This is a genomic window from Pseudomonas sp. GW823-FHT02C05 (genome assembly GCF_058797595.1).
Window position 1 is genome coordinate 1,554,319 of the sequence record NZ_JBXAJU010000001.1, and the last position, 26,327, is coordinate 1,580,645.

A 26,327-nucleotide genomic window follows, 5' to 3' on the forward strand; every position below is an offset into this window, starting at 1 on the left:
CTGTCGACGGCGACGCTGTTCGCCCGAAAGGAGCATCGCCATGTTTTTCAAACCTTTTTCGCTGTTGCAACGCGGCCTGAAGGCCTTGCTGGTCTGCGGCCTGTGCGCCTGCGCCAGGCTGCTCGCCCGCCTGAGCATCCGCCTCTATGTGCGGGGCCTGCTGAGCGCCGTTGAAATGCGTTTCCTGCTGGGGTTCAGCGCCGCCATCACCCGCGCCTCGCTGCGCCTGGCGATTGCCTGAAACCTGTCACAGTCCCGGGAGAATACTCATGTCGGGCACTACTCTTCTGATCAACCTGGCCGGCGCCATCGCGCTGTTGCTGTGGGGCTCGCAGATGATCTGCGGCTCACTCCTGCGGGGCTTCGGCAGCCCGCTGCGGCACTGGCTCGGGCAACACCTGAACAACCGCTGGCTGGCGCTGCTGTGCGGCGTCGGCATCACCGGCGTGGTGCAAAGCAGCACTGCGGTGAGCCTGATGGCCAGCTCCTTCACCGCCGCCGGCACCCTGGGCCTGGCCCCGGCGCTGGCGGTGATGCTGGGGGCCAATATCGGCTCGACCCTGGTGGTCCAGCTGCTCAGCCTCGACCTCTCGCTGGCGGCACCCGTGGCATTGCTGGCGGGCTTCCTGTGCTTTCGCCTGCGGGACGATTCGCGCTTTGAAAGCATCGGCTGCGCACTGATCGGCCTGGGCCTGATGCTGCTGGCCCTGGGCATGCTCGGCGCGACCCTGGGGGCGGTGGAAGGCACCCCGGTGTTCCAGCTGGTGATGACCAGCCTCGACGGCGACCTGCTGCTGGCCCTGCTGGTGGCGCTGCTGCTGACCTGGATGTGCCACTCCAGCGTTGCCGTGGTGCTGCTGATCGCCTCGCTGGCCGGCACTGGGCTGCTGTCGCCGGCCACCAGCATGGCCCTGGTGCTGGGGGTCAACCTCGGCAGCACCCTGCCCTCGCTGCTCAGCGCCAGCGGCAACGTGGCCCGGCGCCTGCCCCTGGGCAACCTGCTGGTGCGCCTGTCGGGAGCGGCGCTGCTGATGCCCTGGATCGCCACCCTGGGCCAGTGGCACGTCATCGAGCAACTGCCTCCGGCACTGCTGGTGGTGGCCCTGCACACTGCCTTCAGCCTGGTGCTGGCGCTGCTGTTCATCGGTTTCACCGGGCCAATGGCCAAGCTGCTGACCCGGCTGCTGCCGGCCCCGGCCGCGGTGACCGACCCGGGCATGCCGCTGTACCTGGACGAAGCCGGCCTGGAAGTGGCCAATATCGGCCTGTCCAACGCCGCCCGTGAAGCCTTGCGCATGGCCGACATGCTCTCGGGCATGCTCGACCGGGTGCTGCAGCTGTTTCGCACCGCCAACCAGGCCAATGCCGATCAGGTGCGCCATATCGATCAGTCCCTGGACCTGCTCAGCGCGGCGATCCGCGCCTACCTGGCGGATATCGGCAAGGAAGGCATCAGCGACCAGGATGCCGACCGCTCCCAGGAAATCCTGCTGCTGGTGATCAACCTGGAACACGCCGGGGACATTCTCGCCACCAGCCTGGCGCACCTGGCCGCGCGGCGCTTGCGCCGTGGCGAGCCGTTTTCCGAGTTCGAGCTGAGCACCCTGTACCCGCTGCACCAGGAACTGCTGGACAGCCTGAGCCTGGCCATCACCGTGTTCCTGCGCGAAGACCTGCCCACCGCCCACCAACTGGTGGCGCGCAAGGAAAACGTACGGCGCCTGGAAGCCGCCGCCAGCCGCGAGCACTTTCGCAAGTTGCGCGAAGACCGTGGCGCCTGGGCCGAATCCGGGGACATTTTCCAGCGCTTGCTGCGCGACTACCGGCGGGTTCACCACCACATCGCCGCCCTGGCCTACCCGGCCCTGGAGCGCGCCGGTGAACGGGACATCGAGCACGCTTACCTCAACGAACCGCTGCCCGGCGAGACCAGCATCAGCCCGGTAAAGGAGAACAGCCCATGCGCGTCCTGATCTGCGCCGGCCGCTACTACGCCGACGACCGCCGGTGCCGCCAGGTCCTCGACGCCTTTCAGCGCCTGCATGAAACCCGCGTGGTGATTCATGGCGGCAGCCAGTTCCTCGGCGCCCATATCGAGGACTGGGCCCGGGACATCGGCGCCGACATCATCCGCTACCCGCCCAACTGGCAACGCCATGGCAAGCACGCCGAACGCCTGCGCAACGCCTTCATGCTGGCCGACAGCCGCCCCGACATCGTCCTCGCCCTGCCCGGTGGGGAAGACACCGAAGAACTGCTGGCCCAGGCCCGGGCCCGGCAGATCCAGGTTCTGTCGATGGCCGACCAGTAAGCCTCCCAAGCCGCCACCCTCTGCACCGGCCCGCACGCCAGATGCACCGGTGCCCCAACCCAGAACGAGATCCGCCATGTCCAAGCACACCCCACATCGCCCCTCGCGTTCCAGCGCCTTTGGCCACCCTCTGCCTGCCGCGAAAAGCCGCATGCTCAAGCGCAACCTGCTGTTCCTCGCCCTCACCGCCAGCGCGACCGCCACCCTGGCCCTGTGCTCCAAGGCCCAGGCCGCCGGCGGCGCCTACGTGGTGGACGACGGCGCCATCAACGCACCCGGGGAATGCAATGTCGATGTCTGGTACCAGAGCACCCGCCACCAGGGCTCCAGCCACACCAGCGTGGTGGCCCCGGCCTGCACCTTCAGCCAACTGCCCTGGGTGCAACTGGGGGCCGCGGTGCAGCGCCAGCAGGCCGACGGCCAGGGCGAGACCCAGCTCAGCCCCCAGGTCAAGCTGGCCCTGCTGGACCGTGATGACCTGGGCCTGCAACTGGCCCTGGCCGGCTCCGCCCACTGGGCCCTGAACCGCAGCCACAGCTTCGACGGTGGCGACCTCGCCCTGCCACTGACCTTCAGCCCTGTTGCCAGCCTGCGCCTGAACCTGAATGCCGGCTGGGCCCACGCCTATGACGACGGCGACCAGAGCCACCGCTGGGCCTGGGGCAGCGGGCTGGAGTACGACCTGGCCCAGAGCCTGACCCTGATTGCCGAGCGCTACGGCCAACGCGGCGGCGAACAGGGCTGGCAGGCCGGCCCGCGCCTGCACCTGGGCCAGCACCTGGACCTGGACCTGATCGTTGGCCAGCACCTGACCGAAGACCGCGATCGCTGGCTGACCACCGGCGCGACCCTGCGCTTCTAACCCCCGAAAGCGCCCCACCTCTGTAGGAGCTGGCTTGCCAGCGAAGGCGTCGGCAAGGGCGATGGAAGACTCAAGGGCCTCTTCGCCGGCAAGCCGGCTTCTACGCAAGGTACGTTCGGCGTTGCGTTGCACCGTAGGAGCTGGCTTGCCAGCGAAAGCGTCGGCAAGGGCGATGCAGGGCTCTGGGACCTCTTCGCCGGCAAGCCGGCTCCTACAGGGCCAGGAGTTGCGCGGTGCACTGGGCGATGCGGCGGCAGGCTTCGGCCAGCCGTTCGCGGTCCAGCACCAGGGCAATGCGGATGTGCCCGACCACGCTGGGGCCGAAGGCTTCGCCCGCCAGCACCGAAACCCCATAATCCTCCAGCAGTCGCTCGGCGAACGCCTGGGCGCCCAGCCCGGTGCGGCGTACGTCGACCATGACGAACATGCCGCCATCGGGCAGCACTGGCCGCAAGCCCGGGCACTGCCCGAGCAGCGTGCACACCAGGTCGCGGCGCTGGCGGTACTCCTCGCGCATCCGTGGCAGTTCCGGCAGTTCGCGGGTCAGCGCCACCACTGCCGCATTCTGGATGAAGTCCGGCAGGCCATAGAGCATGCACAGGGCCAGATTGCTCAGGTGCCCGGCCAGCACCGGCGGAGCGATCACCCAGCCCACCCGCCAGCCGCTCATGGCATGGGACTTGGACAGGCTGTTGATGGTGGCGGTGCGCCCGCCCATTCGCGGCAGACCGCCCGGGCTCAGGTGCTGGCCTTCATACAGCAGGTCGCCGTAGACCTCGTCGGAAACCAGCCACAGGTCATGCTCCATGCACAACCGTGCCAGGACCTGCCAGTCATCAAGGGACAGGCTGGCCCCGGAGGGGTTGTTGGGGCTGTTGATGAGCATGGCCCGGGTCCGCGGGCTGATGCGCGCCGCCACTTCCTGCGGGTCCAGGCGAAAGCCCTGCTCGGCCCGTACCGGCACCGGCACCACGGTGGCGCCACAGGCACCGAACACCCCTTCGTAGGTGACGTACATGGGCTCGGCCACCAGCACCTCGTCCCCAGGGCCCAGCAGGCACTGGGCCACGGAGAACACCGCACACTGCGCCCCCGGCAGCACCACCACGTGCTCGGCATCGACGATCTGCCCGGTGCGCTGGTGGTGGCAACGGGCGATGCAAGTGCGCAACGCCAGGTTGCCGCGCACATCCGAATAGTGGGTGTCACCGGCCAGCAGGCTATCGATGGCCGCCTGGACCACAGGCCGGGGGGTGTCGAAATCCGGATCGCCGATGGTCAGCAACAGCACATCGCGCCCCTGCTCGCGCAAGGCCAAAGCTCGGTAATGGATATCCCAGGCGGCGGAACCTTCTCCGGCAATCCGTTGGGTCAGGGCTGAATAGCGCATCGCTTTCTCCATGAAAGATGCTTCAGCCAGAACCCTAGGTGCTGGCGCGGCACTCGTCGAGCGAGCGCCAGCGCCGTTGGACGCTTAGATCACAAAACGCGCCACCAGAGCGTTCAGGTCCACCGCCAGGCGCGACAACTCATGGCTGGCGGCGCTGGTCTGGTTGGCCCCGGCCGCCGACTGGGTGGCCAGGTCGCGGATGTTCACCAGGTTGCGGTCCACCTCGCGGGACACCTGCGCCTGCTCTTCCGAGGCGCTGGCGATCACCAGGTTGCGCTCGTTGATCTGGTTGATGGATTCGGCAATCTGCTCCAGGGCCACGCCCGCGGCACGGGCCAGTTCCAGGGTGCTCTGGGTACGCTGGTTGCTCTGCTGCATCGACTCCACGGCGTCGCCCGTGCCGTTCTGGATGCCGGCCACCATCTTCTCGATTTCCTGGGTCGACTGGGCGGTGCGATGGGCCAGGGCCCGCACCTCATCGGCCACCACCGCAAAGCCGCGCCCGGCCTCGCCGGCACGGGCCGCTTCGATGGCCGCGTTGAGGGCCAGCAGGTTGGTCTGCTCGGCGATGGCGCGGATCACGTCCAGCACCTTGCCGATATCCCGGCCCTGGGTCGCCAGGCCTTCGATCATCACCGAGGTGCTCTGCACGTCGTGGGTCATGGTCTGGATCGCGTCCACGGTTTCCACCACCCGGTCGCGACCTTCGCGAGCGGCCTGGGTCGACTGCCGGGAAGCCTCGGAAGTGGACACCGCGTTGCGTGCCACCTCCTCCACCGCGGCGGTCATTTCGTTGACCGCGGTGGCCGCCTGTTCGATCTCGTTGTTCTGCTGCTGCAAGCCGCGGGAAGCCTCTTCAGTGACCGCGCTGAGTTCTTCCGAGGCCGAGGCCAGCTGGGTCGCCGAGCCGGCGATCTGCTCGATGGTGCGGCGCAGGCTGGCCTGCATCTCGGCCAGGGCCTGCAACAGCCGCGCCGGCTCGTCCTTGCCATCGACCTCGATGGCCTGGCGCAGGTTGCCGCCGGCGATCACCTGCGCGGCATTCAGGGCCTTGTTCAGGGGGGTGACGATGCTGCGGGTGAGCAACAGCGCCAGAACAATGGTCAGCAGCGCGGCAAGCACAGCCACCGCCACAATCCCGGCGATGGCGCTGCTGTAGTGCTCGCCGGCAGCCTTGGAAGCGCTCCTGGCATCAGCAGCGTTGATCGCGATCAGTTGGTTCAACTGCTCGCCCATCTGGTCTGTGCCTTCCTTGATCCGCGAATTGATCAGGCTGCGCATTTCATCCAGCTTGTTCTGGCGCGACAGTTCGAGCATCTCGTTCTGCGCCTGCAGGTAGTTGTCCAGGGTCGTAGCGAAGGTCTTGTACAACGCAGCCTCCTGCGGCCCCGCCGGCAAGGCCGCATAGCTGGCCTGGGCCTTTCTGGCGTTGTCCACCAGCACGCCGATGCGCGTCTGGGCTTCTGCCAGGCCTGCCGGCTCGCGGTTCACCAGCACACGGAAGGAAAGAATCCGCAGGCGCAGCACGTTCTCGGTGAGGTTGCCGAGAAAGCCGACACTGGGCAGCTGGTTGCTTTCCATGTCCATCGAGGCTTCGCGGATCACCGCCATGCGATTGACCGCAAACACCCCCAGCACCACGACCAGCAAGGCAATGAAGGCAAAACCGAGGAAAGCACGAGGGGCGATATTCAGGTTACGCAAGGACATAGGACGACTCTCGAGGGAGAACGGGCGACAGGCATCCATGCCGTTGAGCCGTCGGCGCATCAGGGGCTGTGCCGACGTGGGGCGCCGCGCTGTTGGAAGTCCGCGGGCCTGTCAGAGATATCGGCCGAACTTGAGCTTTCATATGGCTGATTGTTAAAAATATTTCTGAATGTGACCGGTGTATCACTGCTGATACAACACAACGCGAAGTGAATCGATAAAGCGCTACAGCATCGCCCCTCAGCCACCGTTTTCGACCCTGGCTCCGGCCACCCGCCTCCCTATGAAAAGTGCAATTCATTCGCCGGAAAAGCCATTTAGTCCATTCCCGCGGCTGCCCATCATGGCCCCAGTCAATAAAAACAACGCTGAGACTGGATATGAAACCTGAAGACTTTCGTGCCGCAACCGACCGCCCGCTGACCGGTGCCGAATACCTGGCCAGCCTGCGCGACGACCGTGAAATCTACATCTATGGCGACCGGGTCAAGGACGTCACCACCCACCCGGCCTTCCGCAACTCCGCGGCCTCCATGGCCCGCCTGTACGACGCCCTGCACGACCCGGCCACCCAGTCACAACTGTGCTGGGACACCGACACCGGCAACGGCGGCTACACCCACAAGTTCTTCCGTTCGGCGAAAAGCCCCGATGAACTGCGCCAGCAGCGCGACGCCATCGCCGACTGGTCGCGCCTGACCTATGGCTGGATGGGCCGCAGCCCCGACTACAAGGCCGCCTTCGGCAGCGCCCTGGGGGCCAACCCGGAGTTCTACGGGCGCTTCGCAGACAACGCCCGCACCTGGTACAAGCGCATCCAGGAAGCCTGCCTCTACCTCAACCACGCCATCGTCAACCCACCCATCGACCGCGACAAACCGGTGGATCAGGTCAAGGACGTGTTCATCTCGGTGGACGAGGAAGTCGAGGGCGGGATCATCGTCAGCGGCGCCAAGGTGGTGGCCACCAACTCGGCCCTGACCCACTACAACTTCGTCGGCCAGGGCTCGGCCCAGTTGCTGGGGGACAACACCGATTTCGCCCTGATGTTCATCGCGCCGATGAACACCCGGGGCATGAAGCTGATCTGCCGCCCTTCCTATGAACTGCAGGCCGGCATGACCGGCTCGCCCTTCGACTACCCGCTGTCCAGCCGCTTCGACGAGAACGACGCGATCCTGATCATGGACAAGGTGTTCATCCCCTGGGAAAACGTGCTGATCTACCGCGATTTCGAGCGCTGCCGCCAGTGGTTCCCTCAAGGCGGGTTCGGCCGGCTGTTCCCGATGCAGGGCTGCACCCGGCTGGCGGTGAAGCTCGATTTCATCACCGGGCTGCTGGTCAAGGCCCTGCAATGCACCGGTTCCCTGGAGTTTCGCGGGGTCCAGGCCCAGGTCGGCGAAGTGGTGGCCTGGCGCAACCTGTTCTGGTCCCTGACCGACGCCATGCATGGCAACGCCAGTGAATGGATGAACGGTGTCTACCTGCCCAGTACCCAGGCGCTGCAGGCTTACCGGGTCCTGGCGCCCCAGGCCTACACCGACATCAAGAAGATCATCGAGCAGGTGGTGGCCAGCGGCCTGATCTACCTGCCCTCCGGCTCCCGCGACCTCAAGGACCCGGTGCTCAACCAGTACCTCGGCACCTACTGCCGGGGCTCCGGGGGCATGGGCCACGAGGAGCGGATCAAGATCCTCAAGCTGCTGTGGGACGCCATCGGCACCGAATTCGGCGGCCGCCACGAGTTGTACGAGATCAACTACGCCGGCAGCCAGGACGAGATCCGCATGCAGTGCCTGCGCCACGCCCAGGCCAGCGGCTCGATGAAAGCCATGACCGACCTGGTGGACAAGTGCCTGGGGGACTACGACCTCGACGGCTGGACCGTGCCGCACCTGAGCAACCCGGATGACATCAACATGCTGGACCGCATCCGCCAATAGCCACGAAGCCAGCGTGTGTAGGAGCTGGCTTGTGTAGGAGCTGGCTTGCCAGCGAAGACGCCCGCCAGAGCACCACAAGCCTCCAGGCCCGCTTCGCCGGCAAGCCGGCTCCTACAGGCCAAGTCCGCCGTCAGCCCCGCGTTGGCAGCCAGACACCCGGCTGCCCTGCGTCCACGAGGAATTCGTCATGTCTGTACTCGATCCCAAGCAACTCGCCTTTCGCAACGCCATGGCGCACATGACCGCAGCGGTCAACGTCATCACCAGCAACGGCCCCGCCGGCCGCTGCGGCATCACCGCCACGGCGGTCTGCTCGGTCACCGACAGCCCGCCGACCCTGATGGTCTGCGTCAACCGCAACAGCGCCCTGAACCCGGTGTTCAAGGGCAACGGGCGGTTGTGCGTCAACGTCCTCAGTGGCGAACACGAAGAAGTGGCCCGGCACTTTGCCGGCATGACCGGCGTGGCCATGGACCAGCGCTTCGGCCTGCACCCCTGGCGCGACGGCCTGCAGGCCCTGCCGGTGCTGGAGGGCGCCCTGGCCAGCCTGCAGGGGCGCATCACCGAGGTCCAGGAAATCGGCACACACTCGGTAATGCTGGTGGAACTGGATGAAATCGGCGTGCTGGAGCACGGCGACTCACTGGTGTACTTCAGCCGTTGCTTCCATCGCCTGGCCCACCCTTGCCGGGCGGCCTGACCTCTTCCCTCCTGGCCGTCATTTCCCGCGCCTGGATGCCCGCCGGCATCCGGGCCAAGGGCCACCTCCTGCATCTGTAGGATGGCGCGGCTCTTCCAAGCCATCGATACTCGAACCAGGCCCTGCCCACGTCCCCTGACGTACCGGTCCCAAACCCCTTCCGTGACGAAAACAATAACAACGTCGCACAGAGGTACAGACCCATGAACCACCCCGAGCGTGCCCCGGCCAGCCTGTTGCAGGCCTTCAGCGAACTGACCCTTGAACTGCAGCAACTGGCGCAGAACAGGGACATCGAAAACCTGCACCAGCATGCACTGGCGCGCATCAGCAGGCTACTGCCCTTCGACAGCGCCTGGTGGGGCCGTGCCGCACTGGTGGATGGCCTGCCGGATGAACACAGCTGCTACCTGTACCGCCTGCCACCGAGCTACCTGCCGGACTGGCAATCGATCCGCCACATCGATGTCACGGTGAGCCGGGTCCATGAGGTGCCGGGCCGGGCGGTGATCGTCGACATGGCCGATCCGGACAACGGCCCCGGCCTCAACTGGCTGGGCCGCCAGTACAACATCGGCGAACTGCTGTGCGTGGTGCACATCGATCCCCACACCCACCTGAACAATCACCTGGCGCTGTACCGCGCCCCGGGAGCGCCGCGCTTCAACCAGGGCGACTGCCACCTGCTGAACAACCTGATGCTGCATCTGGTGGCCGCAGTGTCGGCCAACCAGATCCGCACCCTGGTGGCCATGCGCGAGAAACTCACCGGCCCGCGCAACCTGGCCCTGGCCGTGTGCGACCAGCGCGGCGTGCTGCAATGCGCCGAACGCGGCTTCGTCGACCTGCTGCTGCATGAATGGCCGCAGTGGAGCGGCCCGCAACTGCCCATGGCGCTGGACCCCGGCGGCTTCGAAGGCAAGTCCCTGCAGGTGGAATCCTCGGCGGTAGGCGACCTCTGCCTCCTGGCGGCCCGCAGCCGCAACCTGCTGCCCCGGCTCAGCCCACGGGAAAATGCCGTCGCCCAGTGCTTCGGCGAAGGCAAGACCTACAAGGAAGTGGCCCGGGACCTGGGCATGTCGCCCAACACCGTGCGCCATCACATTCGGGCCATCTACAGCAAGCTCGGGGTCAAGGACAAGGCCCGCATCGCCCAGTTGCTGCATGCCCCTCCCGGCTGATTCCGCCCCCTGACCACCCTTGACCAGTGCCGTCGAATGTGACGGCCACGGGCAGCCTTTGCCCTTTTTCCAGCCCCTGCCGTGTGCCGGCGAGCCGTTCGCCGAACAACAACTCCAACAAGAGACGCACCGCCCATGACCACGCCCGTGCCCCGCATCACCCTGGCCCTGACGGCTACCCTGGCCAGCCTTTCACTGAACGCCGCCGACCTCAATGCCCGGGACTTCTTCGCCGCCCCAGCGGGCACCAGCCTGGGCGTGCTGTACCTGCCCGCCACCCGCGCCGGTGATTTCCACGGCCCGGCCGACAGCACGGGCAAGGCCGAGCTGCGAGTCAATGCCATGGCCTACCGCCAAGTGTTCTTCAGCGACCTGTGCGGCACCCTCTGTACCCCGCAGTTCATCGTGCCCTTCGCCGATATCGACGCGCGCCTGCCCGGCGCCGAACGCCACACCGGCGAAAGCGGCTTTGGCGACCCCCAGGTGGGCGGCACGCTGTTCTTCATCAACCAGCCGCAAACCCGCACCTACAGCGGCCTGCTGACCCTGATCACGCTGCCCGTGGGCCAGTACCACGGGCGCAACCCCGACGTCTCCCCCGGGGCCAACCGCTGGGGCGCGACCTTTGTCTACAACTACACCCAGGGCCTGGGGGAAAAGTGGGTGCTGGAGGCCAACCTGGAAGCCCAGCTCTATGGCACCAACGACGACTACTTCGGCAGCGACCTCAAGCAGGACCCGCTCTACCGCCTGCAGGCCTTCGCCTCTTACGACTTCACCCCCGCCACCTATGGTGCCCTGCGCCTGATCCACGCCGATGGCGGCGAACTGCGGATCAACGACCGGCGCATCGACGACACCCACAAGCGCTACACCCAGGTCGGGTTCGAGCTCGGCCACTGGCTGGACAAGCAGAACCAGCTGATGTTCGGCCTGTCGCAGAACGTCGCCACCCAGAACGGCTTTGCCGGCACCGACGCCCTGCTGCGCCTGGTCCATGTGTTCTGACCCCCTTGCCTTAGGAGCCTGTCCATGAACACCCAGAACCCCGCCTTGAGCCAGAACCCGCCGATCACCCGCCAGCCCCTCGGGCTCCAGGCGGCCATCGTGCTGTTCGCCGCCATCACCCCCGCGGTGCTGCTGACGGCCCCGGCCATTGCCGCGCAACTGGCCAGCCAGTGGCAACTGAGCCCCTCCCAGATCGGCGACCTGTTTTCCGCCGAGCTGGGGGCCATGAGCCTGGCCACCCTGCCCGCCATCTGGTGGCTGAAACACATCGACTGGCGCCGCGCGGCGCTGTGCAGCGCCCTGCTGTTCATTCTCGCCAACCTGCTGTCGATGCTCGCCAACGACTATTCGCTGCTGCTGATCGCACGCTCGTGCAGTGCCCTGGCCGGCGGCTCGCTGATGATCATCTGCCTGGCCAGCGCCGCCGCCAGCCCCAACCCCAGTCGCGCCTACGGCTTCTGGGTGATGGGCCAGCTGGTGCTGGGGGCCATCGGCCTGAGCCTGCTGCCCATGCTCTTCGAGCGCTTCGGCCTGGGTGCCTGTTACCTGATCATGGCGCTGCTGATGCTGCTGTGCCTGCCCCTGGCTCGCAGCTTTCCAGCGGGCGCGGCGAAGGCCGCCAGCCATGAAGCCAAGGCCCCGCCGGTTTCCAGGGCCAAGGCCACCCTGGGGATTCTCGGCATCCTGACCTTCTACATCAGCCTCAGCGGGGTCTGGACCTTCATCGGCGCCATCGGTGGCCAGTCCGGCCTTTCGGCACAGACCAGCGGCGACGTGCTGGCCATCGCCACCCTGATGGGCATTGCCGGCGCCCTGTGCGCCACCCTGTTCGGCGATCGCCTGCCCCGTAGCGCCCTGCTCCTGCTGGGCTACGGCCTGATGGCCGGCTCGGTGCTGCTGCTTCTGGGCCAGCCGCAACTGGCGCGCTTTGCCCTGGCGGCGCTGGTGTTCAAGTTCACCTGGACCTTCATCCTGCCGCTGATCCTCGCGCGCATGGCCGAAATGGACCGCAGCGGCCGCCTGATGAACGCCTCCAACCTGGTGATCAGCGCCGGCCTGGCCATAGGCCCGACCATCGCCGGGCGGCTGATCGAAGGCAGCGGCGGCTTCCGCGGGCTGCTGCTGGCGGGCGCCGCAATCACCCTGCTGTCCATGGCCCTGGTACTCAGTTGCCGGCCTGCACGCTAACGCTCTCGGTGCCCTGGTGCCCCTGGCACCGAGGGCCTGGGCCAGCCGCTGTCGCGTTGTAAATTCCACCCTGAAAAATGGATATCACCATGACCTGTAAAAGCGCGTTTTTCTTCGACGAACTCAGCCTGTGGCATAGCGGCGGCCCCCACGTCCTGACCCTGCCGGTGGGGGGCTGGGTACAGCCGCCAGCCGCCGCCGGGCACGCCGAATCACCGGAAACCAAACGCCGTTTGAAAAGCCTGATGGATGTCTCCGGCCTGACCCGACAGTTGCACCTGCGCAGCGCCGCAGCGGCCACCGAAGACGACCTGCTGCGGGTCCACAGTGCTGCCTACCTGCAGCGTTTCAAGGCCTTGAGCGACGCTGGTGGCGGTCACCTCGGCGACGAGGCGCCGGTGGGCCCGGGCAGCTATGAAATCGCCCAGCTGTCCGCCGGGCTGGCCATGGCCGCCGTGGACGCCGTGCTCAGCGGCGAAGCCGATAACGCCTATTCCCTGTCCCGTCCACCGGGACACCACTGCACCCGCGACCAGGCCATGGGCTTCTGTTTCCTGGCCAACATCGCCATCGCCATCGAGGCCGCCAAGGCCCGTCATGGACTGGGCAAGGTAGCGGTCATCGACTGGGACGTGCACCACGGCAACGGCACCCAGTCGATCTTCGAGGAGCGGGCCGACGTGCTGACCCTGTCCCTGCACCAGGACGGTTGCTTCCCTCCGGGCTATGGCGGTGAACAGGACCGCGGGCGCGGCGCCGGCCTGGGCTGCAACATCAATATCCCGCTGCTGCCGGGCAGTGGCCACGACGCCTACCTGTACGCCATGCAGCGCATCGTGATACCGGCCCTGGAGCGCTTCGAGCCGGAACTGATCATTGTCGCCTGTGGCTATGACGCCAACGCCGTGGACCCCCTGGCGCGGATGCTGCTGCACAGTGACTCGTTCCGCGAGATGACCCAGTGCCTGAAGGATGCTGCCGAGCGCCTGTGCCGAGGGCGCCTGGTGCTGGTGCATGAAGGCGGCTACTCCGAGGCCTACGTACCGTTTTGCGGGCTGGCCACCCTGGAGGCGCTGTCGGGAATCCGCACCGCCGTCGCCGACCCGATGCTGGAGTTCGTACGCCTGCAACAGCCCAAGGAGCCATTCGTGACCTTTCAACGCCAGTTGCTCGACCTTCAAGCCCAAGCCATGGAGGCTGCCGGGCGCTGACCCCCGCTCTGGTGCCGGAACGGGCAAGCCCCGCCACCCGAGCGGCGGCATCCACCAACGGCGTTCCCCGGAGCCCGGGCTCCAGCCAGCGGAACGCCGCTCTGCCCAACCGGCCATCCTTCCCCCGCTCCCCTGGGCTACTTGCTGCAACAGTGTGGCCCGGGTGGGTCAGTTGCCTTGCTCCAGGCCCCGGAGATTGTCGCCACAGGCGTGACCGACGCTTTCGGCTGCCGGGCTTGCCAGGGTTGCGGCTAACCCCAGGGCGCGTGCCTCACTGGGAGTTTGCTGGAAGCGGCTCTTGAAGGCCCGGGCAAAATGCGCCTGGCTGGCAAAGCCGTGCCGGTAGGCGATCTCGCTGATATCCAGGCCCGCTCCCTGGCTGCTGCACAGCAGTTGACGGGCCTGTTGCAGGCGTTTTTCCAGGATGAAGCGGCTGGGTAGCGTTTCTTCCAGGGCGAACAGCCGGGCCAGGTGCCGGGTGGAAATGCCGGTCTGGGCCGCCACCCGCTCGCAGCTCAGGGTCGGGTCGGCCAGCTGTTCATGGATGCATTGCTTGGCCGCCAGCAGGTAGGAGGCGCTCAGGGCGTTGATTGGCCGTTCCCCCACATGCCCGGCAATGATGCTGGCCAGAAGCTCGAAGGCCTGCTCCTGATAAGCCTCGGCCTCGGCGCACAGGGGTTGCTGGAAAAAGCCCCGGGTACGTTCGCCCAGGGTGCGCAGCAACAGGCGCTGGACCCCGCTTTCGACGCTGATCCGCAAAGGCCGGTCGAAGCGTTTCAGGCAGCGTTCGGCGAACTGCTGCTGGGGAATGTCGAAGATGAACTGGCGCATGGCCCCGGAAAAGCCGAACAGATAGGGCTTGTCGGTGCGGTAGACCACCAGCTCCCCCGGCTCCAGCACCTGGCAGGCGCCATCCTGGTAGAAGAACGAGCCGCTGCCGGTGACCAGGGACACGAAGATCGACTCCTTGGGAACGCCGCGGATCATCGAGGTGTCGCGCTCCACCACGTGTTCGTTGCCGACGATGCGGGCCAGGCGCATGGCGCTCAATTGCAGGTTGTCCTGGCTGGCGGCGAAACCGCCCTCGGCGTAGGAGTTGCACTTGAGCCCCACCAGGGTGCTGGCGTTGTAGTCCTCCCAGAAGGCCAGGCGTTGGTCCAGGTCGACGGCCTGGGTGCTGGCATGCCGGGTTTCGAGCAAGGCGCATGGAGACATTGTTGTTCTTCTCATGGCGGCGGGATGTTCCCCGGACGGCAAGGCAGTGTCCGGACACCTGGGGCCGCAGGCACTGCGGGCTGCGGCCATTCATTAACATCTGAACTATATAGCCTGTCAACTTGAAACGCAGTGGGGCCCGGTCGCTTTGAGTGCGTCATCAGCTCTCTATCGGCCGTAGGAAAAAAGCCGTCCGAAACAGACAAACAACCAGTCCGATCCGTGCAAACCCTTGCCCCGCCCCCGACCTAAAGTCTGCGCCGTACCCCCATGGCCGCCCTGCCCGGCTGCCCAGGCTCCTCCCATAACAACAACCGAGGCCCACCATGCCCGAAGCCGCCCACCGTGAATTCTGGAAAGACCTGCAACCGATCGCCAACTGCTTCAAGCCCGACGCCAAGCCGGAGGTCTACCTGCCCGATGCCGCCAGCGACGACCTGCGCCTGTACGTGCCCTTCACCGAGACCGTGTCCTCACGGCCACTGTGGATCTCCCCCAGCGAAAACCGCTGGTGCGACATTCTCCTGGCCCGCAGCGCCGGGCTGGTGAACCGCCACTACCACCCCCACGAAGTCTTCGCCTACACCCTGTCCGGCAAATGGGGCTACCTGGAGCACGAGTGGACCGCCACCGCCGGGGACTTCGTCTACGAGACCCCGGGCGAAGGCCACACCCTGGTGGCCTATGAGCATGAGCAGCCGATGCGGGTGTTCTTCATCGTCAAGGGCCCGCTGATCTGGCTCGACGAACAGGGCGAGCCCGACGGCTACTTCGACGTGCACTCCTACATCGCCATGTGCCGCGCCCACTACGAAAAGATCGGCCTGGGCGCCGCCCATATCGACACCCTGTTCCGCTGACCGGCGCTGCCCACGCCTCCTTCGGAGAACCACCATGGCTTATAAAAACAACAAGGCCGGTTACGAGAACACCTTGCTGGGGGTGCTGTTCCTGACCTTCGGTTTCGTCTTTTTCGATCGTCTGGCGCTGTCCTTCCTGTTCCCCTTCATGGCTGACGAGTTGCAACTGAGCAACAGCCACCTGGGCATGCTGTCGTCGATCCTGGCCCTGGCCTGGGCGGTGTCCGGGGCCCTGGTGGGTGCCTGGTCGGACCGCCGGGGCGTGCGCAAGCCGTTGCTGATCGTCGCGGTGATCCTGTTTTCCCTGTGCTCGGCGCTGTCCGGGCTGGTCACCGGCTTTCTCAGCCTTTTGCTGTTCCGCGCCATCATGGGGCTGGCCGAGGGGCCGATCCTGCCGCTCTCCCAATCGCTGATGGTGGAAGCCTCCTCGCCCCATCGCCGGGGCCTGAACATGGGCCTGCTGCAAGGGTCGGCGGCGGGCCTGTTGGGCGCGGTGATCGGCCCGCCGGTGCTGATCGCCCTGGCCGAAGCCTACGGCTGGCGCCACGCCTTCATCATTTCGCTGATTCCCGGGCTACTGATCGCCCTGCTGATCTGGCGCTACGTGCAGCCCGACCCACCGCGACACGAACCGCGAGCGCACACCCCGTCCAGCCCGGGTGGCAGCCATCGCCTGGCCCTGCTCAAGAGCCGCAACATCGTGCTCTGCACCCTCATCAGCTGCGTGTTCCTGACCTGGTTCATCATCCTGATTTCCTTCACCCCGACCTTCCTGGTCAAGGTTCGCGACTACAGCCCGGCCAGCATGGGCACGGTGATGAGCTGCCTGGGAGGCGCCTGGGTGCTCTGGGGCTTCGGCGTGCCGGCAATCTCCGACCGCCTCGGCCGGCGCCCGACCCTGGTGCTGTTCTCGCTGATTGCCGCTTGCTGTCCCATCGCCCTGCTCTACGCCTCGTCGCCCTGGATGCTCGGGGTGCTGATGCTGCTGACCTACACCGGCCTGGGCTGCTTCACCCTGTTCATGGCCACCATCCCCGCGGAAACCGTGCCCCGCGAAGTCATGGCCACGGCCCTGGGCATGATCATGGGCATCGGCGAGCTGGTGGGCGGCTTCATCGCTCCGACCATTGCCGGCTTCGCCGCCGACCGCTTCGGCCTGTCGATCGTCATGTGGATGTCCTGCGGCGGCGCATTGCTGGCCGCCGTGCTGGCCCTGTTCCTCAAGGAAACCGCCCCCGCGGTACTGGCCCGCCAACAACGCCGGCACCCCGGCCCCAACCCTGCACCCAGCCCGAGCCTGGGAGGAAACCCATGATCAAAGCACTGCAATGGCATGCCGCCCGCGACCTGCGCCTGACTCAGCTGGAACCGCGCCAGCCCGGCCCCGGCGAGGTGTTGCTGCAAGTCGCCTACTGCGGCATCTGCGGCAGCGACCTGCATGAGTACGTCGATGGCCCTCACTCCATACCTCAGCAGGTGGCTCACCCGCTGTCCGGTTGCCGGGCGCCGCTGACCCTGGGCCACGAGTTCTGCGGCCAGGTAGTAGCCCTGGGCCCGGGCGTGGATGCACGGCTATTGGGCCAGCGGGTGGCTGTGGAACCCGAATACCGCTGCGGCGAGTGCTCGTACTGCCAGATGGGTCAGTACAACCTCTGTGAATCCATGGGCTTTATCGGCCTGATGGGCGACGGCGGCTTTGCCGAACAGGCGGTGGTACCGGCCTACATGCTGCACCTGCTGCCGGACAGCGTCAGCTTCAAGCAGGCGGCCGTGCTGGAGCCGGCAGCGGTGGCCTACCACGCCTTGAACCAGAGCAGCCTGATGGCCGGCGACAGTTGCGCGGTGTTCGGCCTGGGGCCCATCGGCCTGCTGCTGGTGCTACTGGCACGGTTGCGGGGGGTGGAACGGATCTACGCCGTGGACCTGGACCCCGAGCGTCGGCGCCTGGCCCTGGAGTTCGGCGCCTCTGAGGCCCTGGACGGCGCCGACCCGCAACTGCAGGCACGCCTGCGGCAGCTGAGCGCCGGTGGTATCGACAGCGCCTTTGAGGCCGCCGGTAGCCAGCAGACCCTGAGCCATGCCCTGCACTGCCTGCGCAAGGGCGGCGAAGCGGTGCTGGTGGGCTTGATGGGCGACGTGCAGTTCGATGCCTTCCACCTGGTGAACAACGAGTTGCGCCTGCTCGGCAGCGTCGGCTACCGCCACGTCTACCCCGAACTGATCCAGCTGCTGGCCAGCGGGCGCCTGGACCTGAGCCGGGCGGTCACCCGCTGCCTGGCCCTGGAACAGGCGGTGGAGCAAGGCTTCCAGGCGCTGTTGCAAGACAAGAGCCAGATCAAGGTGCTGGTCAACCCGACCTCGGCCCTGGCCGATGCCTGAACAAACGATGTGCAACCGACACTCAAGACAAAAACAACAAGAATCGAGTACCCGACATGAATGCAACCTATGCGCTGTGCCCGCTGCTGGCCGCCTTGCTGCTACCCCTTGATTGCCTTGCCCAGACGCCGACCACGCCGCGTACCGGCCCGCTGTCCGGCCTGGGGGACTACCTGGCCGACCGTGGCATCACGCCCCATGTGCAGTTCCTCAGCCTGGCCATGAAGAACCTGGACACGGGCCCCCGGCCCCACAGTTTCGGCAACAGCGGCGACCTGTTCGTCGGTGCCGATATCGATCTGGGGACCTTCGCCGGCCTCGACGGCGCAGCCCTGCACTTCGAGCAGACGCTGTTCATCCTCGACCACGAGACCGGCGTGCCCACCTCGCGCAACTGGCAGGGCGCCGCCGGCAGCTACTTCGGCGGCGCGCCGATCCACAACGACCTCACCAGCAACCAGTTGAGCCTGCTGACCTACCAGCAGACCTGGCTCGACGGCCGGGTCGACCTGAGCCTGGGGCGGACCAACGCCCGGCGCTACTTCTATATCTACAACTGCGAAAGCACGGTGACCTGCAACGACCCGATCATCGACTCTTCCACCGGCATCCTGCCGCCGCCCTACGGCAGCTGGGGCGGCTACCTGAAATACCAGCTGACGCCCCAGTGGTACGTGCATGGCGGCGCCTTCGAGTCCAACCCGGTGGACTACCTGAAGGAGCGCAAGGGCCTGGATTTCAGTACCGACGACGCCAGCGGCACCAGCCTGCTGCTGGGCATCGGCAGCCAGAACCGCGATGCCTACAGCTCCCACTACGAGCTCAACGGCTACTACAACACCTCCAAGCAGGTGGACCCGCTGACCGGGGCCATGGACTTCGGCACCGGCGGTGCCTTCTTCAAGTTCCAGCAGGCACTGTGGCGTGCCGACGCCGGTACCGGCAGTGCGCCCCAGGCCCTGCTGCTGTTCGGTTCGCTGTCGGCGGCGGCCGATGACAAGCAGCCCTTCAGCCAGTTCGCCGAGGCCGGGCTGACCTACCTCGCGCCCTTCGACCGGCCCCAGGACAAGCTCAACCTCAAGGCCAGCTACCTGCGCCTCAACGACCACCAGCTGCGCTTCCAGCAGCAGGCCCGCATCGCCAACGGCGGCGACCCGCGCCTGGGCGAACGCAATGTCTATGCCCTGGAAGCCAACGCCCATATCGCCCTGACCCGGCAACTGGCCCTGGAGCCCAGCGTCCAGTACCTGGTCAACCCGGACAACTTCTACAACCCCGAAGCCCGCGAGCTGAGCGGCAACGGCTTTGTCGTCGGCCTGCAAGTGGCCCTCGACGTCGGCTCGCTGCTGGGGCTCTGAGATGGATTTCTGTGACTGCCAACGAGGTACCTCCGATGAGTGAAACAACCACGCAGACCTTCGACTACATAGTGGTGGGCGCCGGTTCCGCCGGTTGCGTGCTGGCCAACCGACTGTCCGCCGATCCCAAGGTCCAGGTGTGCCTGATCGAAGCCGGGCCCAGTGACCGCACCTTGCTGCCCGCCGCCTATGTGCGCACTCCGGCGGGGATCATCCGCCTGATCGCCAACCCGCGCTGGAACTGGATGCACCAGTTCAGCCCACAGGCCAGCAGTGGCGACGTGCCGATCCCCTGCCCCCGGGGTCGGGTCTGGGGCGGCTCCAGCGCGATCAACGGCATGATCTATATCCGCGGCCATCGCCTGGACTTCGACCGCTGGGCCGCCGCCGGCAACCAGGGCTGGAGCCATGACGAACTGCTGCCCTACTTCAAGCGCTCGGAGCATTTCGAACCCGGCACCTCACCGTGGCACGGCCAGCACGGCGAGCTCAACGTCGCCGAGCAGCGCAGCCCGAGCCCGGTCAATCAGGTGTTCTACCAGGCCGCCACCGAGCTGGGCTGGAGCTACAACCCGGACTTCAATGGCCCGGAGCAGGAAGGCTTCGGGCCCTTCCATGTCACCCAGATCAACGGCGAGCGCTGCAGCGCGGCACGGGCCTTCCTGCACCCGATCCTGCACCGGCAGAACCTGACGGTACTGAGCAGCACCCTGACCCACCGGGTGTTGCTGCAAGGCACTCGTGCCAGCGGTGTGGAAATCAGCCAGGACGGCCGGGTCTGGCAACTGCAGGCACGCCGGGAAGTGATCCTGTGCGCCGGGGCGATCAACTCACCGCAACTGCTGTTGCTGTCCGGCATCGGCCCGGCCGAGGAGCTTGCGCGCCACGGGATCGTTTCCCGCCACCCGCTGCCAGGGGTCGGGCTCAACCTGCAGGATCACCAGGACATCGTGCTGATGTACCGCAGCGACCCCGAGCTGGGCTACGGCATTTCCGCCAAGGGCCTGCTGCCCCTGGCCCGCTCACCCTGGCAGTACCTGACCCGGCGCCAGGGCCCGCTGACCTCCAATACCGTCGAGTCCGGAGCCTTCCTGCGCCTTGCGCCCGAGGACCCGGTGCCGGAACTGGGGCTGATCGTCGCCCCGGCCCTGAAGAACCAGCCCCAGCGCCTGATCCCCGTGGGCCACGGCATCAGCCTGCATGTGGCGGTGATGCACCCGCAGAGCCGCGGCCGGGTGCGCCTGAATTCCGCCGACCCGCACGACAAGCCGCTGATCGACGCCAACTTCCTCAGCCACCCCGAAGACCTGCGCAAGCTGGTGGCCGGCTTGCGCCTGGTGCGCCAGCTGTCAGCGACCCGGGCCTTCTCCCAACGCCTCAAGGGCGAGCTGGTACCCGGCCCGCAGGTGCAGAGCCAGGAGCAGATCGAGCAATGGATCCGCCAGCACCTGGGCACGGTGTTTCACCCGGTGGGCAGCTGCAAGATGGGCCACGACGAACTGGCGGTGGTGGACGACCAGTTGCGGGTCCACGGCCTCCAGGGGCTGCGGGTGGCGGACGCCTCGATCATGCCGAGCCTGATCACCGGCAACACCAATGCGGCGGCAATCATGATCGGCGAAAAGGCCGCGGACCTGGTGCTGGGCACGGCACCGGCGCAACCGAGCAACGTGCTTCAAGGCGAAGCTTGCACCTGATGCCGGGGCTCAGGGGCGCTTGGGTGCCTCGGCGCTCCAGAGCACCGGCCAGTCTTCGTAGCCCAGGCCGCTGCAGGTGGGCATGCGCCGATAATCGGTGAGCTGGAAGGCCTGGCCATCGAAGTGCCAACTGGCCATTTCACCGCAGTCGCCTATCCCGCGGCCCATGAGGAAACTGCTGAGCTCGCCGGTCTCGGGGTAATAGTTGAGGCCCCCGGCATGGTCGACGCTGCCGGCCGGCAACGCCTGCATCTGCAGGGGCTGCAGCGCATAGGGCGCCGTGCGCGTGCGGCTGCTGATATCGAACAGGCAGATGTAGGCACCGCAATCGGAGAACTCGAAGACCAGCGCCTGCTGCGCGGTCAGGGGATAGACCTCGATCCTCGGTGGCATGACGTAGTCGTCGGCATCTTCGGTCTTTGCCGGCGGCAAGGTTTTGCGCACCGCCGCCAGCAGCCCGGTGCGCTCTCGGGCACTGAGGGGCGTCACCCCGGGATAGGGCCGCAATGCCTTGGCCGCATGGACCCTGGGCACCGCGCTGGCCGGCTGTTCGCCGAGCGCCGCCAGGGCGCTGACCGTGCCCTGGCGCTGCTGCACCTGGTCCACCCGTCGCAGCAAGTCCGGCAACCCCTTGAGCAGCACCTGGGCCGGCTCCTCTCCCGGCAGTTCCAGCACCTGCCCAGCCCGCAGCCGCGCCAGCCATTGCCGGGCCAGGGGCTGGTCATCAACCCGGTAGTACTGTTGTTCACGGGTGCTGTCGGGGGCTTCCACTTCCTGGACCAGCGCCGCCAGCAAGCCGGGCTCCAGCGGCTGGCCATCCAGGCGCAATGCACCGAGTTCCAATGGCGCGCCCTGGTGCTCCAGTTGCAGTTGCAACAGGCCTTCGGGGCCGGCCTGGCTGCGGATTTTCAGGGTCAGGTGGTTGACCCGCTCGGCAAAATCGATGTTCGGCGCGTAGAGCAGTTGGCAGTCGCGGCGGTTGTCGCACGCGCCGATCCAGCCCTCCTGTTGCAACCACAGCGGCGTCAGCTCCGGCAGCTCCCGGGCCAGGCACGGCAAGGCGCCAAGCACCAGCAGGGGCAACACAACGGTACGCAGCATGACGACGCTCCTTGTCGGGCAAAGGCGCGGATTCTGCCACGCCCGCCAGGCGGCGAATACCGCCAGGGTCAGTTGCCTGGGCGCGGCTCCATGGCATCAGCCCTGCCCCAGGGATCAGGCACCCGGCGCATTTGCGCCAGGGGCAGGCGCCTGCCCCTGGCGCAAGCGGTATTCCCCCGGCGCGGTCTTGGCGTAACGCTGGAAAAACCGGCTGAAATAGGCCGGGTCCTTGAAGCCCAGCTGGTAGCAGATTTCGTTGATCGAGCTGCCGGTGAACAGCAGCAGGCGCTTGGACTCCTGCATCACCCGTTCATGCACCAGGCGCTTGGACGGCAGGTCGGCGATGCGCCGGCAGACATCATTGAGGCGCGCCTCGGTCACTCCCAGGCTGCTGGCGTAGCGGCCCAGGGGCCAGTGCTCCAGGTAGCGGGCCTCGATCAGCTCGTTGAAGCGGTGGAAGATCTGCAGGTCTTCATGGCGTGCCGGGCGCGCCGTCAGGGAGTTGGCCGACAACCGCAGCAGGCTGATCATCAGCAACCGGGTCAGGGCTTCCAGCGCCGGCTCGCGCCCCGGGCCCTGCCCGGCAATCTCCCGCTGCAACTCATGGAACAGGCCCTCCAGGCGTCGTACTTCGCCGGCGAACTGCGGCCCCAGGCGCGCCAGGGCTACGCACACCGGCGGCACCTGGGGCGCCGGGGCCAGTGCCGGGTCGGCGCCGATCAACTCCCACACCAGTTGCTGGCGCACGGTCAGCACATGGCCTTCGCTGTCGGCCTCGGTGACGAAGGCGTGGGGAATGGTCGGCGGGGTCAGGAAGAACATCGGCCCCGACTCCAGATACTGCTGATCGTCGAGGTAGACCCGCACCGCGCCGCTCTGCACGTAATGCACCTGGAAGAAACGGTCGTGGCGATGCACCGGCATGTTGCGACCGAAGAAGCCGGCCAGGTTGCTGAGCTTGTCGTAGTGCACCTGGGCATCGGCGTAACGCTGGTCGTAGACCTGACCGATGTTGATGTTGGGAATCGGTTGGCGTGGGTTCATGGCGCCCTTCTGTTTTTTATTTTGATCCACGCGGACCCTGCGCATCCTGCGTGATTCGCAGCTTGCCCGCCACTGCGGGATGGAAGCGGGCAGTCCATCGCTTGACGATCATTAACATATTAAATATAACGTTAACACATTAACGAAATCGACCCGCCAGCGGCAAGCCGCTACGGGTACGGACACCAGGAGAGCCCGATGAGCCGTGCACTGAACGATCACGCCGGCGGCACCCTGTTCGGCGTTGCGCTGAACTACCAGGGGTTGCTGCAGAGCCATCTGCAGAGCTTCACCCAGCCGCCCTACCAGAAGCCGCCGGTGAAGCCGGTGCTGTTCATCAAGACCCCCAACACCCGCAACAGCCATGAGGCGCCGGTGGTGTTTCCCCAAGGTGTAGAGCGCCTGCAGCCCGGCCCGGCCCTGGGCGTGGTGATCGGCAAGCGCGCCAGCCGGGTGCGCCTGGAAGACGCCCTGGAACACGTGGCCGGCTACACCATCGTCAACGAATTCAGCCTGCCGGAAGACAGCTACTACCGCCCCGCGGTCAAGGCCAAGTGCCGGGACGGCTTCTGCGCCATGGGCCCGGAGCTGGTACCGGCCGCCGAGGTGCCCGACCCCCATGCCCTGAGCCTGGAGCTGTGGGTCAACGGCGAGCGGGTGCAGCACAACAGCACCGCCAACCTGGTGCGCAGCATTCCCCAGCTGATTGCCGAGATCAGCGAGTTCATGGCCCTGCACCCCGGTGACGTACTGATCACCGGCACTCCGGAAGGCCGGGTCGATGTACGCCCCGGCGATCGGGTCGAAGTGCAGATCAGCGGCCTGGGCCGCCTCGCCAACACCATCGTGGCCGAATAAGGAACCGACATGAAACATGCACGCATTCGTTATCAGGGCCAGGTCCACCAGGCCCTGGTCACCGGCCCCAACACCCTGCAACTGGAAGACGGCCGGGTCCTGGCCGAAGACCAGGTGCAGTGGCTGCCGCCGGCCACCGGGACCATGTTCGCCCTGGGCCTGAACTATGCCGACCACGCCGCCGAGCTGGCCTTCAAGCCGCCCACCGAACCGCTGGTGTTCATCAAGTCTCCCGGCACCTACACCGGCCACAAACAGGTGACCTGGCGCCCGGACAACGTCGCCTACATGCACTACGAGTGCGAGCTGGTGGCGGTGATCGGCAAGACCGCGCGCAACGTCAAGCGCGAGGATGCCCTGGACTACCTGGCCGGCTACACCCTGTGCAACGACTATGCGATCCGCGACTATCTGGAGAACTACTACCGGCCCAACCTGCGGGTGAAGAACCGCGATGCCACCACCCCGGTAGGCCCGTGGATCATCGACGCGGCCCAGGTACCCGAACCCAACAACCTGACCCTGCGCACCTGGGTCAACGGCGAGTTGCGCCAGCAAGGCAGCACCGCCGACATGATCTTCGACATCCCCTACCTCATCGAATACCTGTCCGGCTTCATGACCCTGCAACCGGGGGACATGATCGCCACCGGCACCCCCGAAGGCCTGTCCGACGTGGTGCCCGGCGATGAGGTGGTGGTGGAAATCGAAGGCATCGGCCGGCTGGTCAACCGCATCGTCAGCGAAAGCGAATTCTTCACCCATCACGCCCACCCGGAGCCCACTGCCGTGGCCAAGGAGCACGCATAAATGATCAAGCACTGGATCAACGGCCGCGAAGTCGAAAGCCGCGAAGTGTTCACCAACTACAACCCCGCCACCGGTGACGCCATCGGCGAAGTGGCCAGCGGTGGCGCCGAGGAAATCGCCCAGGCGGTGGCCGCGGCCAAGGAGGCCTTCCCGAAATGGGCCAACACCCCGGCCAAGGAGCGCGCGCGATTGATGCGCCGCTTGGGGGCGCTGATCGAGGAGAACGTGCCGCATCTGGCGGAGCTGGAAACCCTGGACACCGGCCTGCCGATCCACCAGACCCGCAACGTGCTGATTCCCCGGGCCTCGCACAACTTCGATTTCTTCGCCGAGGTCTGCACCCGCATGGATGGCCACAGCTATCCGGTGGACGACCAGATGCTCAACTACACCCTGTACCAGCCGGTGGGCGTCTGCGCCCTGGTGTCGCCATGGAACGTGCCGTTCATGACCGCCACCTGGAAGACCGCGCCGTGCCTGGCCCTGGGCAATACCGCGGTGCTGAAGATGAGCGAACTGTCGCCGCTGACCGCCAATGAGCTGGGCCGGCTGGCGGTGGAAGCCGGGATTCCCGCCGGGGTGCTGAACATCGTCCAGGGCTACGGCGCCACTGCTGGTGATGCCCTGGTGCGCCACCCGGACGTGCGGGCGATTTCCTTCACCGGCGGCACCGCCACCGGCAAGAAGATCATGCAGACCGCGGGCCTGAAGAAGTACTCCATGGAACTGGGCGGCAAGTCGCCGGTGCTGATCTTCGAGGACGCCGACCTGGAACGGGCCCTGGACGCCGCGCTGTTCACCATCTTTTCCCTGAACGGCGAGCGCTGCACCGCCGGCAGCCGGATCTTCATCCAGGAAAGCGTCTACCCGCAGTTCGTCAAGGAGTTCGCCGCCCGGGCCAGGCGCCTGATCGTCGGTGACCCGCAGGACCCCAAGACCCAGGTCGGCTCGATGATCACCCAGGCCCACTACGACAAGGTCACCGGCTATATCCGCATCGGCCTGGAAGAAGGCGCGACCCTGCTGGCCGGCGGCCTGGAACGCCCGGCCAACCTGCCGGCGCACCTGGCCCGCGGGCAGTTCATCCAGCCCACGGTGTTCGCCGACGTGGACAACCAGATGCGCATCGCCCAGGAAGAGATCTTCGGCCCGGTGGTGTGCCTGATCCCGTTCAAGGACGAGGCCCAGGCCCTGCAACTGGCCAACGACACCGAGTACGGCCTGGCCTCCTACATCTGGACCCAGGACATCGGCAAGGCCCATCGCCTGGCCCGTGGCATCGAGGCCGGCATGGTGTTCATCAACAGCCAGAACGTGCGCGACCTGCGCCAGCCCTTCGGCGGCATCAAGGGTTCGGGCACCGGTCGCGAAGGCGGCGAATACAGCTTCGAGGTCTTTGCCGAGATCAAGAACGTCTGCCTCTCCATGGGCAGCCACCACATACCGCGCTGGGGCGTGTAAGGTTCAGAACCGTCCCGGATCACCCCAACAAGAAGATGTT

23 protein-coding genes and 1 pseudogene are annotated in these 26,327 nt (G+C 66.5%); 18 read left to right on the forward strand and 6 right to left on the reverse strand.

The genetic code is table 11. From position 1 onward, the window contains the following. The first annotated feature begins 40 nt into the window (after nucleotides 1–40). The 4 genes from AC1RGE_RS06995 to AC1RGE_RS07010 all read left to right on the forward strand — a co-directional run bounded on the left by AC1RGE_RS06995 (nucleotide 41) and on the right by AC1RGE_RS07010 (nucleotide 3,173). Entirely contained in the window at nucleotides 41–241 is a 201-nt protein-coding gene (locus AC1RGE_RS06995; RefSeq protein ID WP_019095481.1) for a hypothetical protein, read from the forward strand. 28 nt (nucleotides 242–269) lie between these two features. Further along, nucleotides 270–1,973, forward strand: coding sequence for a Na/Pi cotransporter family protein (locus AC1RGE_RS07000; RefSeq protein ID WP_011061633.1), 1,704 nt, complete (start codon nucleotides 270–272; stop codon nucleotides 1,971–1,973). Beyond that, nucleotides 1,961–2,311 carry a DUF2493 domain-containing protein gene (locus AC1RGE_RS07005; RefSeq protein ID WP_011061634.1) on the forward strand — a complete coding sequence of 117 codons (351 nt, stop codon included), beginning with the start codon at nucleotides 1,961–1,963 and terminating at the stop codon, nucleotides 2,309–2,311. Before AC1RGE_RS07000 ends, AC1RGE_RS07005 begins: the two co-directional genes overlap by 13 nt. A gap of 76 nt (nucleotides 2,312–2,387) precedes the next feature. Beyond that, nucleotides 2,388–3,173: a PA4824 family protein gene (locus AC1RGE_RS07010; protein ID WP_011061635.1), complete on the forward strand. Its 786-nt coding sequence runs from the start codon at nucleotides 2,388–2,390 to the stop codon at nucleotides 3,171–3,173. A gap of 211 nt (nucleotides 3,174–3,384) precedes the next feature. Here the strand turns inward: AC1RGE_RS07010 and AC1RGE_RS07015 are convergent, their stop codons facing one another. The 3 genes and pseudogenes from AC1RGE_RS07015 to AC1RGE_RS07025 all read right to left on the reverse strand — a co-directional run. Next, the gene (locus AC1RGE_RS07015) at nucleotides 3,385–4,563 is read right to left on the reverse strand and encodes a pyridoxal phosphate-dependent aminotransferase (protein ID WP_492583739.1); all 1,179 of its coding nucleotides are present in this window, start codon (nucleotides 4,561–4,563) and stop codon (nucleotides 3,385–3,387) included. An 84-nt stretch (nucleotides 4,564–4,647) separates the two neighbouring features. Further along, entirely contained in the window at nucleotides 4,648–5,511 is an 864-nt protein-coding gene (locus AC1RGE_RS07020; RefSeq protein WP_370059506.1) for a methyl-accepting chemotaxis protein, read from the reverse strand. Beyond that, a pseudogene (locus tag AC1RGE_RS07025) lies at nucleotides 5,506–6,333 on the reverse strand (MCP four helix bundle domain-containing protein); the annotation flags it as partial. The pseudogene AC1RGE_RS07025 and the gene AC1RGE_RS07020, both read right to left, overlap by 6 nt. A 320-nt stretch (nucleotides 6,334–6,653) precedes the next feature. Between AC1RGE_RS07025 and hpaB the strand changes: the two are divergent. The 6 genes from hpaB to AC1RGE_RS07055 all read left to right on the forward strand — a co-directional run bounded on the left by hpaB (nucleotide 6,654) and on the right by AC1RGE_RS07055 (nucleotide 13,504). Further along, nucleotides 6,654–8,216 carry a 4-hydroxyphenylacetate 3-monooxygenase, oxygenase component gene (gene hpaB, locus AC1RGE_RS07030; protein WP_492583741.1) on the forward strand — a complete coding sequence of 521 codons (1,563 nt, stop codon included), beginning with the start codon at nucleotides 6,654–6,656 and terminating at the stop codon, nucleotides 8,214–8,216. Between the two features lie 187 nt (nucleotides 8,217–8,403). Next, the gene (gene hpaC / locus AC1RGE_RS07035; protein ID WP_011061639.1) at nucleotides 8,404–8,916 is read left to right on the forward strand and encodes a 4-hydroxyphenylacetate 3-monooxygenase, reductase component; all 513 of its coding nucleotides are present in this window, start codon (nucleotides 8,404–8,406) and stop codon (nucleotides 8,914–8,916) included. A 203-nt stretch (nucleotides 8,917–9,119) separates the two neighbouring features. Beyond that, nucleotides 9,120–10,097, forward strand: a complete 978-nt coding sequence (locus AC1RGE_RS07040; protein WP_011061640.1) for a helix-turn-helix transcriptional regulator — start codon at nucleotides 9,120–9,122, stop codon at nucleotides 10,095–10,097. A 135-nt stretch (nucleotides 10,098–10,232) separates the two neighbouring features. Continuing rightward, nucleotides 10,233–11,105: a transporter gene (locus AC1RGE_RS07045; protein WP_492583743.1), complete on the forward strand. Its 873-nt coding sequence runs from the start codon at nucleotides 10,233–10,235 to the stop codon at nucleotides 11,103–11,105. A 24-nt stretch (nucleotides 11,106–11,129) separates the two neighbouring features. After that, nucleotides 11,130–12,293 (forward strand): MFS transporter, encoded by a 1,164-nt coding sequence (locus AC1RGE_RS07050; RefSeq protein ID WP_011061642.1) that lies wholly within the window; start codon nucleotides 11,130–11,132, stop codon nucleotides 12,291–12,293. An 89-nt stretch (nucleotides 12,294–12,382) separates the two neighbouring features. Beyond that, a complete protein-coding gene (locus tag AC1RGE_RS07055) occupies nucleotides 12,383–13,504 on the forward strand; it encodes a class II histone deacetylase (RefSeq protein WP_026020252.1) in 1,122 nt (373 codons plus the stop codon). Between the two features lie 168 nt (nucleotides 13,505–13,672). On the opposite strand, the gene AC1RGE_RS07060 is transcribed toward AC1RGE_RS07055, so the two are convergent. After that, the gene (locus AC1RGE_RS07060; protein ID WP_019095477.1) at nucleotides 13,673–14,719 is read right to left on the reverse strand and encodes a helix-turn-helix domain-containing protein; all 1,047 of its coding nucleotides are present in this window, start codon (nucleotides 14,717–14,719) and stop codon (nucleotides 13,673–13,675) included. A 326-nt stretch (nucleotides 14,720–15,045) separates the two neighbouring features. Here AC1RGE_RS07060 and AC1RGE_RS07065 point away from each other — a divergent pair, with 326 nt between their 5' ends. The 5 genes from AC1RGE_RS07065 to AC1RGE_RS07085 are packed head-to-tail and all read left to right on the forward strand — an operon-like array spanning nucleotide 15,046 to nucleotide 21,013. Continuing rightward, complete coding sequence (locus AC1RGE_RS07065; protein WP_019095476.1) at nucleotides 15,046–15,579, forward strand: 2,4'-dihydroxyacetophenone dioxygenase family protein; 534 nt, start codon at nucleotides 15,046–15,048, stop codon at nucleotides 15,577–15,579. Between the two features lie 34 nt (nucleotides 15,580–15,613). Further along, complete coding sequence (locus AC1RGE_RS07070) at nucleotides 15,614–16,894, forward strand: MFS transporter (protein WP_015635866.1); 1,281 nt, start codon at nucleotides 15,614–15,616, stop codon at nucleotides 16,892–16,894. After that, a complete protein-coding gene (locus AC1RGE_RS07075) occupies nucleotides 16,894–17,958 on the forward strand; it encodes a 2,3-butanediol dehydrogenase (RefSeq protein WP_492584252.1) in 1,065 nt (354 codons plus the stop codon). Before AC1RGE_RS07070 ends, AC1RGE_RS07075 begins: the two co-directional genes overlap by 1 nt. A gap of 56 nt (nucleotides 17,959–18,014) precedes the next feature. Further along, on the forward strand, nucleotides 18,015–19,316 hold the full coding sequence (locus AC1RGE_RS07080) for a carbohydrate porin (RefSeq protein WP_492583745.1): 1,302 nt from the start codon (nucleotides 18,015–18,017) through the stop codon (nucleotides 19,314–19,316). A 35-nt stretch (nucleotides 19,317–19,351) separates the two neighbouring features. Continuing rightward, nucleotides 19,352–21,013, forward strand: coding sequence for a GMC family oxidoreductase (locus AC1RGE_RS07085; protein WP_492583747.1), 1,662 nt, complete (start codon nucleotides 19,352–19,354; stop codon nucleotides 21,011–21,013). Nucleotides 21,014–21,022: 9 nt separating this feature from the next. Here AC1RGE_RS07085 and AC1RGE_RS07090 read toward each other — a convergent pair whose 3' ends face one another. Further along, nucleotides 21,023–22,114 (reverse strand): DUF1176 domain-containing protein, encoded by a 1,092-nt coding sequence (locus AC1RGE_RS07090; protein ID WP_492583749.1) that lies wholly within the window; start codon nucleotides 22,112–22,114, stop codon nucleotides 21,023–21,025. Nucleotides 22,115–22,228: 114 nt separating this feature from the next. Then, nucleotides 22,229–23,158, reverse strand: coding sequence for a 4-hydroxyphenylacetate catabolism regulatory protein HpaA (gene hpaA / locus AC1RGE_RS07095; RefSeq protein WP_011061651.1), 930 nt, complete (start codon nucleotides 23,156–23,158; stop codon nucleotides 22,229–22,231). 198 nt (nucleotides 23,159–23,356) lie between these two features. Here hpaA and AC1RGE_RS07100 point away from each other — a divergent pair, with 198 nt between their 5' ends. Genes AC1RGE_RS07100 through hpaE form a run of 3 tightly spaced genes read left to right on the forward strand, consistent with a single transcriptional unit; the run spans nucleotide 23,357 to nucleotide 26,287 of the window. After that, complete coding sequence (locus AC1RGE_RS07100; RefSeq protein WP_492583751.1) at nucleotides 23,357–24,016, forward strand: fumarylacetoacetate hydrolase family protein; 660 nt, start codon at nucleotides 23,357–23,359, stop codon at nucleotides 24,014–24,016. Between the two features lie 9 nt (nucleotides 24,017–24,025). After that, nucleotides 24,026–24,826 (forward strand): fumarylacetoacetate hydrolase family protein, encoded by an 801-nt coding sequence (locus tag AC1RGE_RS07105; RefSeq protein WP_019095470.1) that lies wholly within the window; start codon nucleotides 24,026–24,028, stop codon nucleotides 24,824–24,826. Continuing rightward, nucleotides 24,827–26,287, forward strand: coding sequence for a 5-carboxymethyl-2-hydroxymuconate semialdehyde dehydrogenase (gene hpaE / locus AC1RGE_RS07110; protein ID WP_492583753.1), 1,461 nt, complete (start codon nucleotides 24,827–24,829; stop codon nucleotides 26,285–26,287). The last annotated feature ends 40 nt before the right edge of the window (nucleotides 26,288–26,327 follow it).

What these genes read in the sequence shown, in the direction of transcription:
- AC1RGE_RS07010 (WP_011061635.1), top strand. Translation starts at nt 2,388, where the DNA reads ATGTCCAAGCACACCCCACATCGCCCCTCGCGTTCCAGCGCCTTTGGC.
- AC1RGE_RS06995 (WP_019095481.1), top strand. Translation starts at nt 41, where the DNA reads ATGTTTTTCAAACCTTTTTCGCTGTTGCAACGCGGCCTGAAGGCCTTG.
- AC1RGE_RS07040 (WP_011061640.1), top strand. Translation starts at nt 9,120, where the DNA reads ATGAACCACCCCGAGCGTGCCCCGGCCAGCCTGTTGCAGGCCTTCAGC.
- AC1RGE_RS07020 (WP_370059506.1), bottom strand. Translation starts at nt 5,511, where the DNA reads ATGCAGGCCAGCCTGCGCCGCACCATCGAGCAGATCGCCGGCTCGGCG.
- AC1RGE_RS07050 (WP_011061642.1), top strand. Translation starts at nt 11,130, where the DNA reads ATGAACACCCAGAACCCCGCCTTGAGCCAGAACCCGCCGATCACCCGC.
- AC1RGE_RS07070 (WP_015635866.1), top strand. Translation starts at nt 15,614, where the DNA reads ATGGCTTATAAAAACAACAAGGCCGGTTACGAGAACACCTTGCTGGGG.
- AC1RGE_RS07105 (WP_019095470.1), top strand. Translation starts at nt 24,026, where the DNA reads ATGAAACATGCACGCATTCGTTATCAGGGCCAGGTCCACCAGGCCCTG.
- AC1RGE_RS07055 (WP_026020252.1), top strand. Translation starts at nt 12,383, where the DNA reads ATGACCTGTAAAAGCGCGTTTTTCTTCGACGAACTCAGCCTGTGGCAT.
- hpaC (WP_011061639.1), top strand. Translation starts at nt 8,404, where the DNA reads ATGTCTGTACTCGATCCCAAGCAACTCGCCTTTCGCAACGCCATGGCG.
- hpaA (WP_011061651.1), bottom strand. Translation starts at nt 23,158, where the DNA reads ATGAACCCACGCCAACCGATTCCCAACATCAACATCGGTCAGGTCTAC.
- AC1RGE_RS07100 (WP_492583751.1), top strand. Translation starts at nt 23,357, where the DNA reads ATGAGCCGTGCACTGAACGATCACGCCGGCGGCACCCTGTTCGGCGTT.
- AC1RGE_RS07085 (WP_492583747.1), top strand. Translation starts at nt 19,352, where the DNA reads ATGAGTGAAACAACCACGCAGACCTTCGACTACATAGTGGTGGGCGCC.
- AC1RGE_RS07090 (WP_492583749.1), bottom strand. Translation starts at nt 22,114, where the DNA reads ATGCTGCGTACCGTTGTGTTGCCCCTGCTGGTGCTTGGCGCCTTGCCG.
- hpaB (WP_492583741.1), top strand. Translation starts at nt 6,654, where the DNA reads ATGAAACCTGAAGACTTTCGTGCCGCAACCGACCGCCCGCTGACCGGT.
- AC1RGE_RS07000 (WP_011061633.1), top strand. Translation starts at nt 270, where the DNA reads ATGTCGGGCACTACTCTTCTGATCAACCTGGCCGGCGCCATCGCGCTG.
- AC1RGE_RS07015 (WP_492583739.1), bottom strand. Translation starts at nt 4,563, where the DNA reads ATGCGCTATTCAGCCCTGACCCAACGGATTGCCGGAGAAGGTTCCGCC.
- AC1RGE_RS07060 (WP_019095477.1), bottom strand. Translation starts at nt 14,719, where the DNA reads ATGTCTCCATGCGCCTTGCTCGAAACCCGGCATGCCAGCACCCAGGCC.
- hpaE (WP_492583753.1), top strand. Translation starts at nt 24,827, where the DNA reads ATGATCAAGCACTGGATCAACGGCCGCGAAGTCGAAAGCCGCGAAGTG.
- AC1RGE_RS07080 (WP_492583745.1), top strand. Translation starts at nt 18,015, where the DNA reads ATGAATGCAACCTATGCGCTGTGCCCGCTGCTGGCCGCCTTGCTGCTA.
- AC1RGE_RS07005 (WP_011061634.1), top strand. Translation starts at nt 1,961, where the DNA reads ATGCGCGTCCTGATCTGCGCCGGCCGCTACTACGCCGACGACCGCCGG.
- AC1RGE_RS07045 (WP_492583743.1), top strand. Translation starts at nt 10,233, where the DNA reads ATGACCACGCCCGTGCCCCGCATCACCCTGGCCCTGACGGCTACCCTG.
- AC1RGE_RS07065 (WP_019095476.1), top strand. Translation starts at nt 15,046, where the DNA reads ATGCCCGAAGCCGCCCACCGTGAATTCTGGAAAGACCTGCAACCGATC.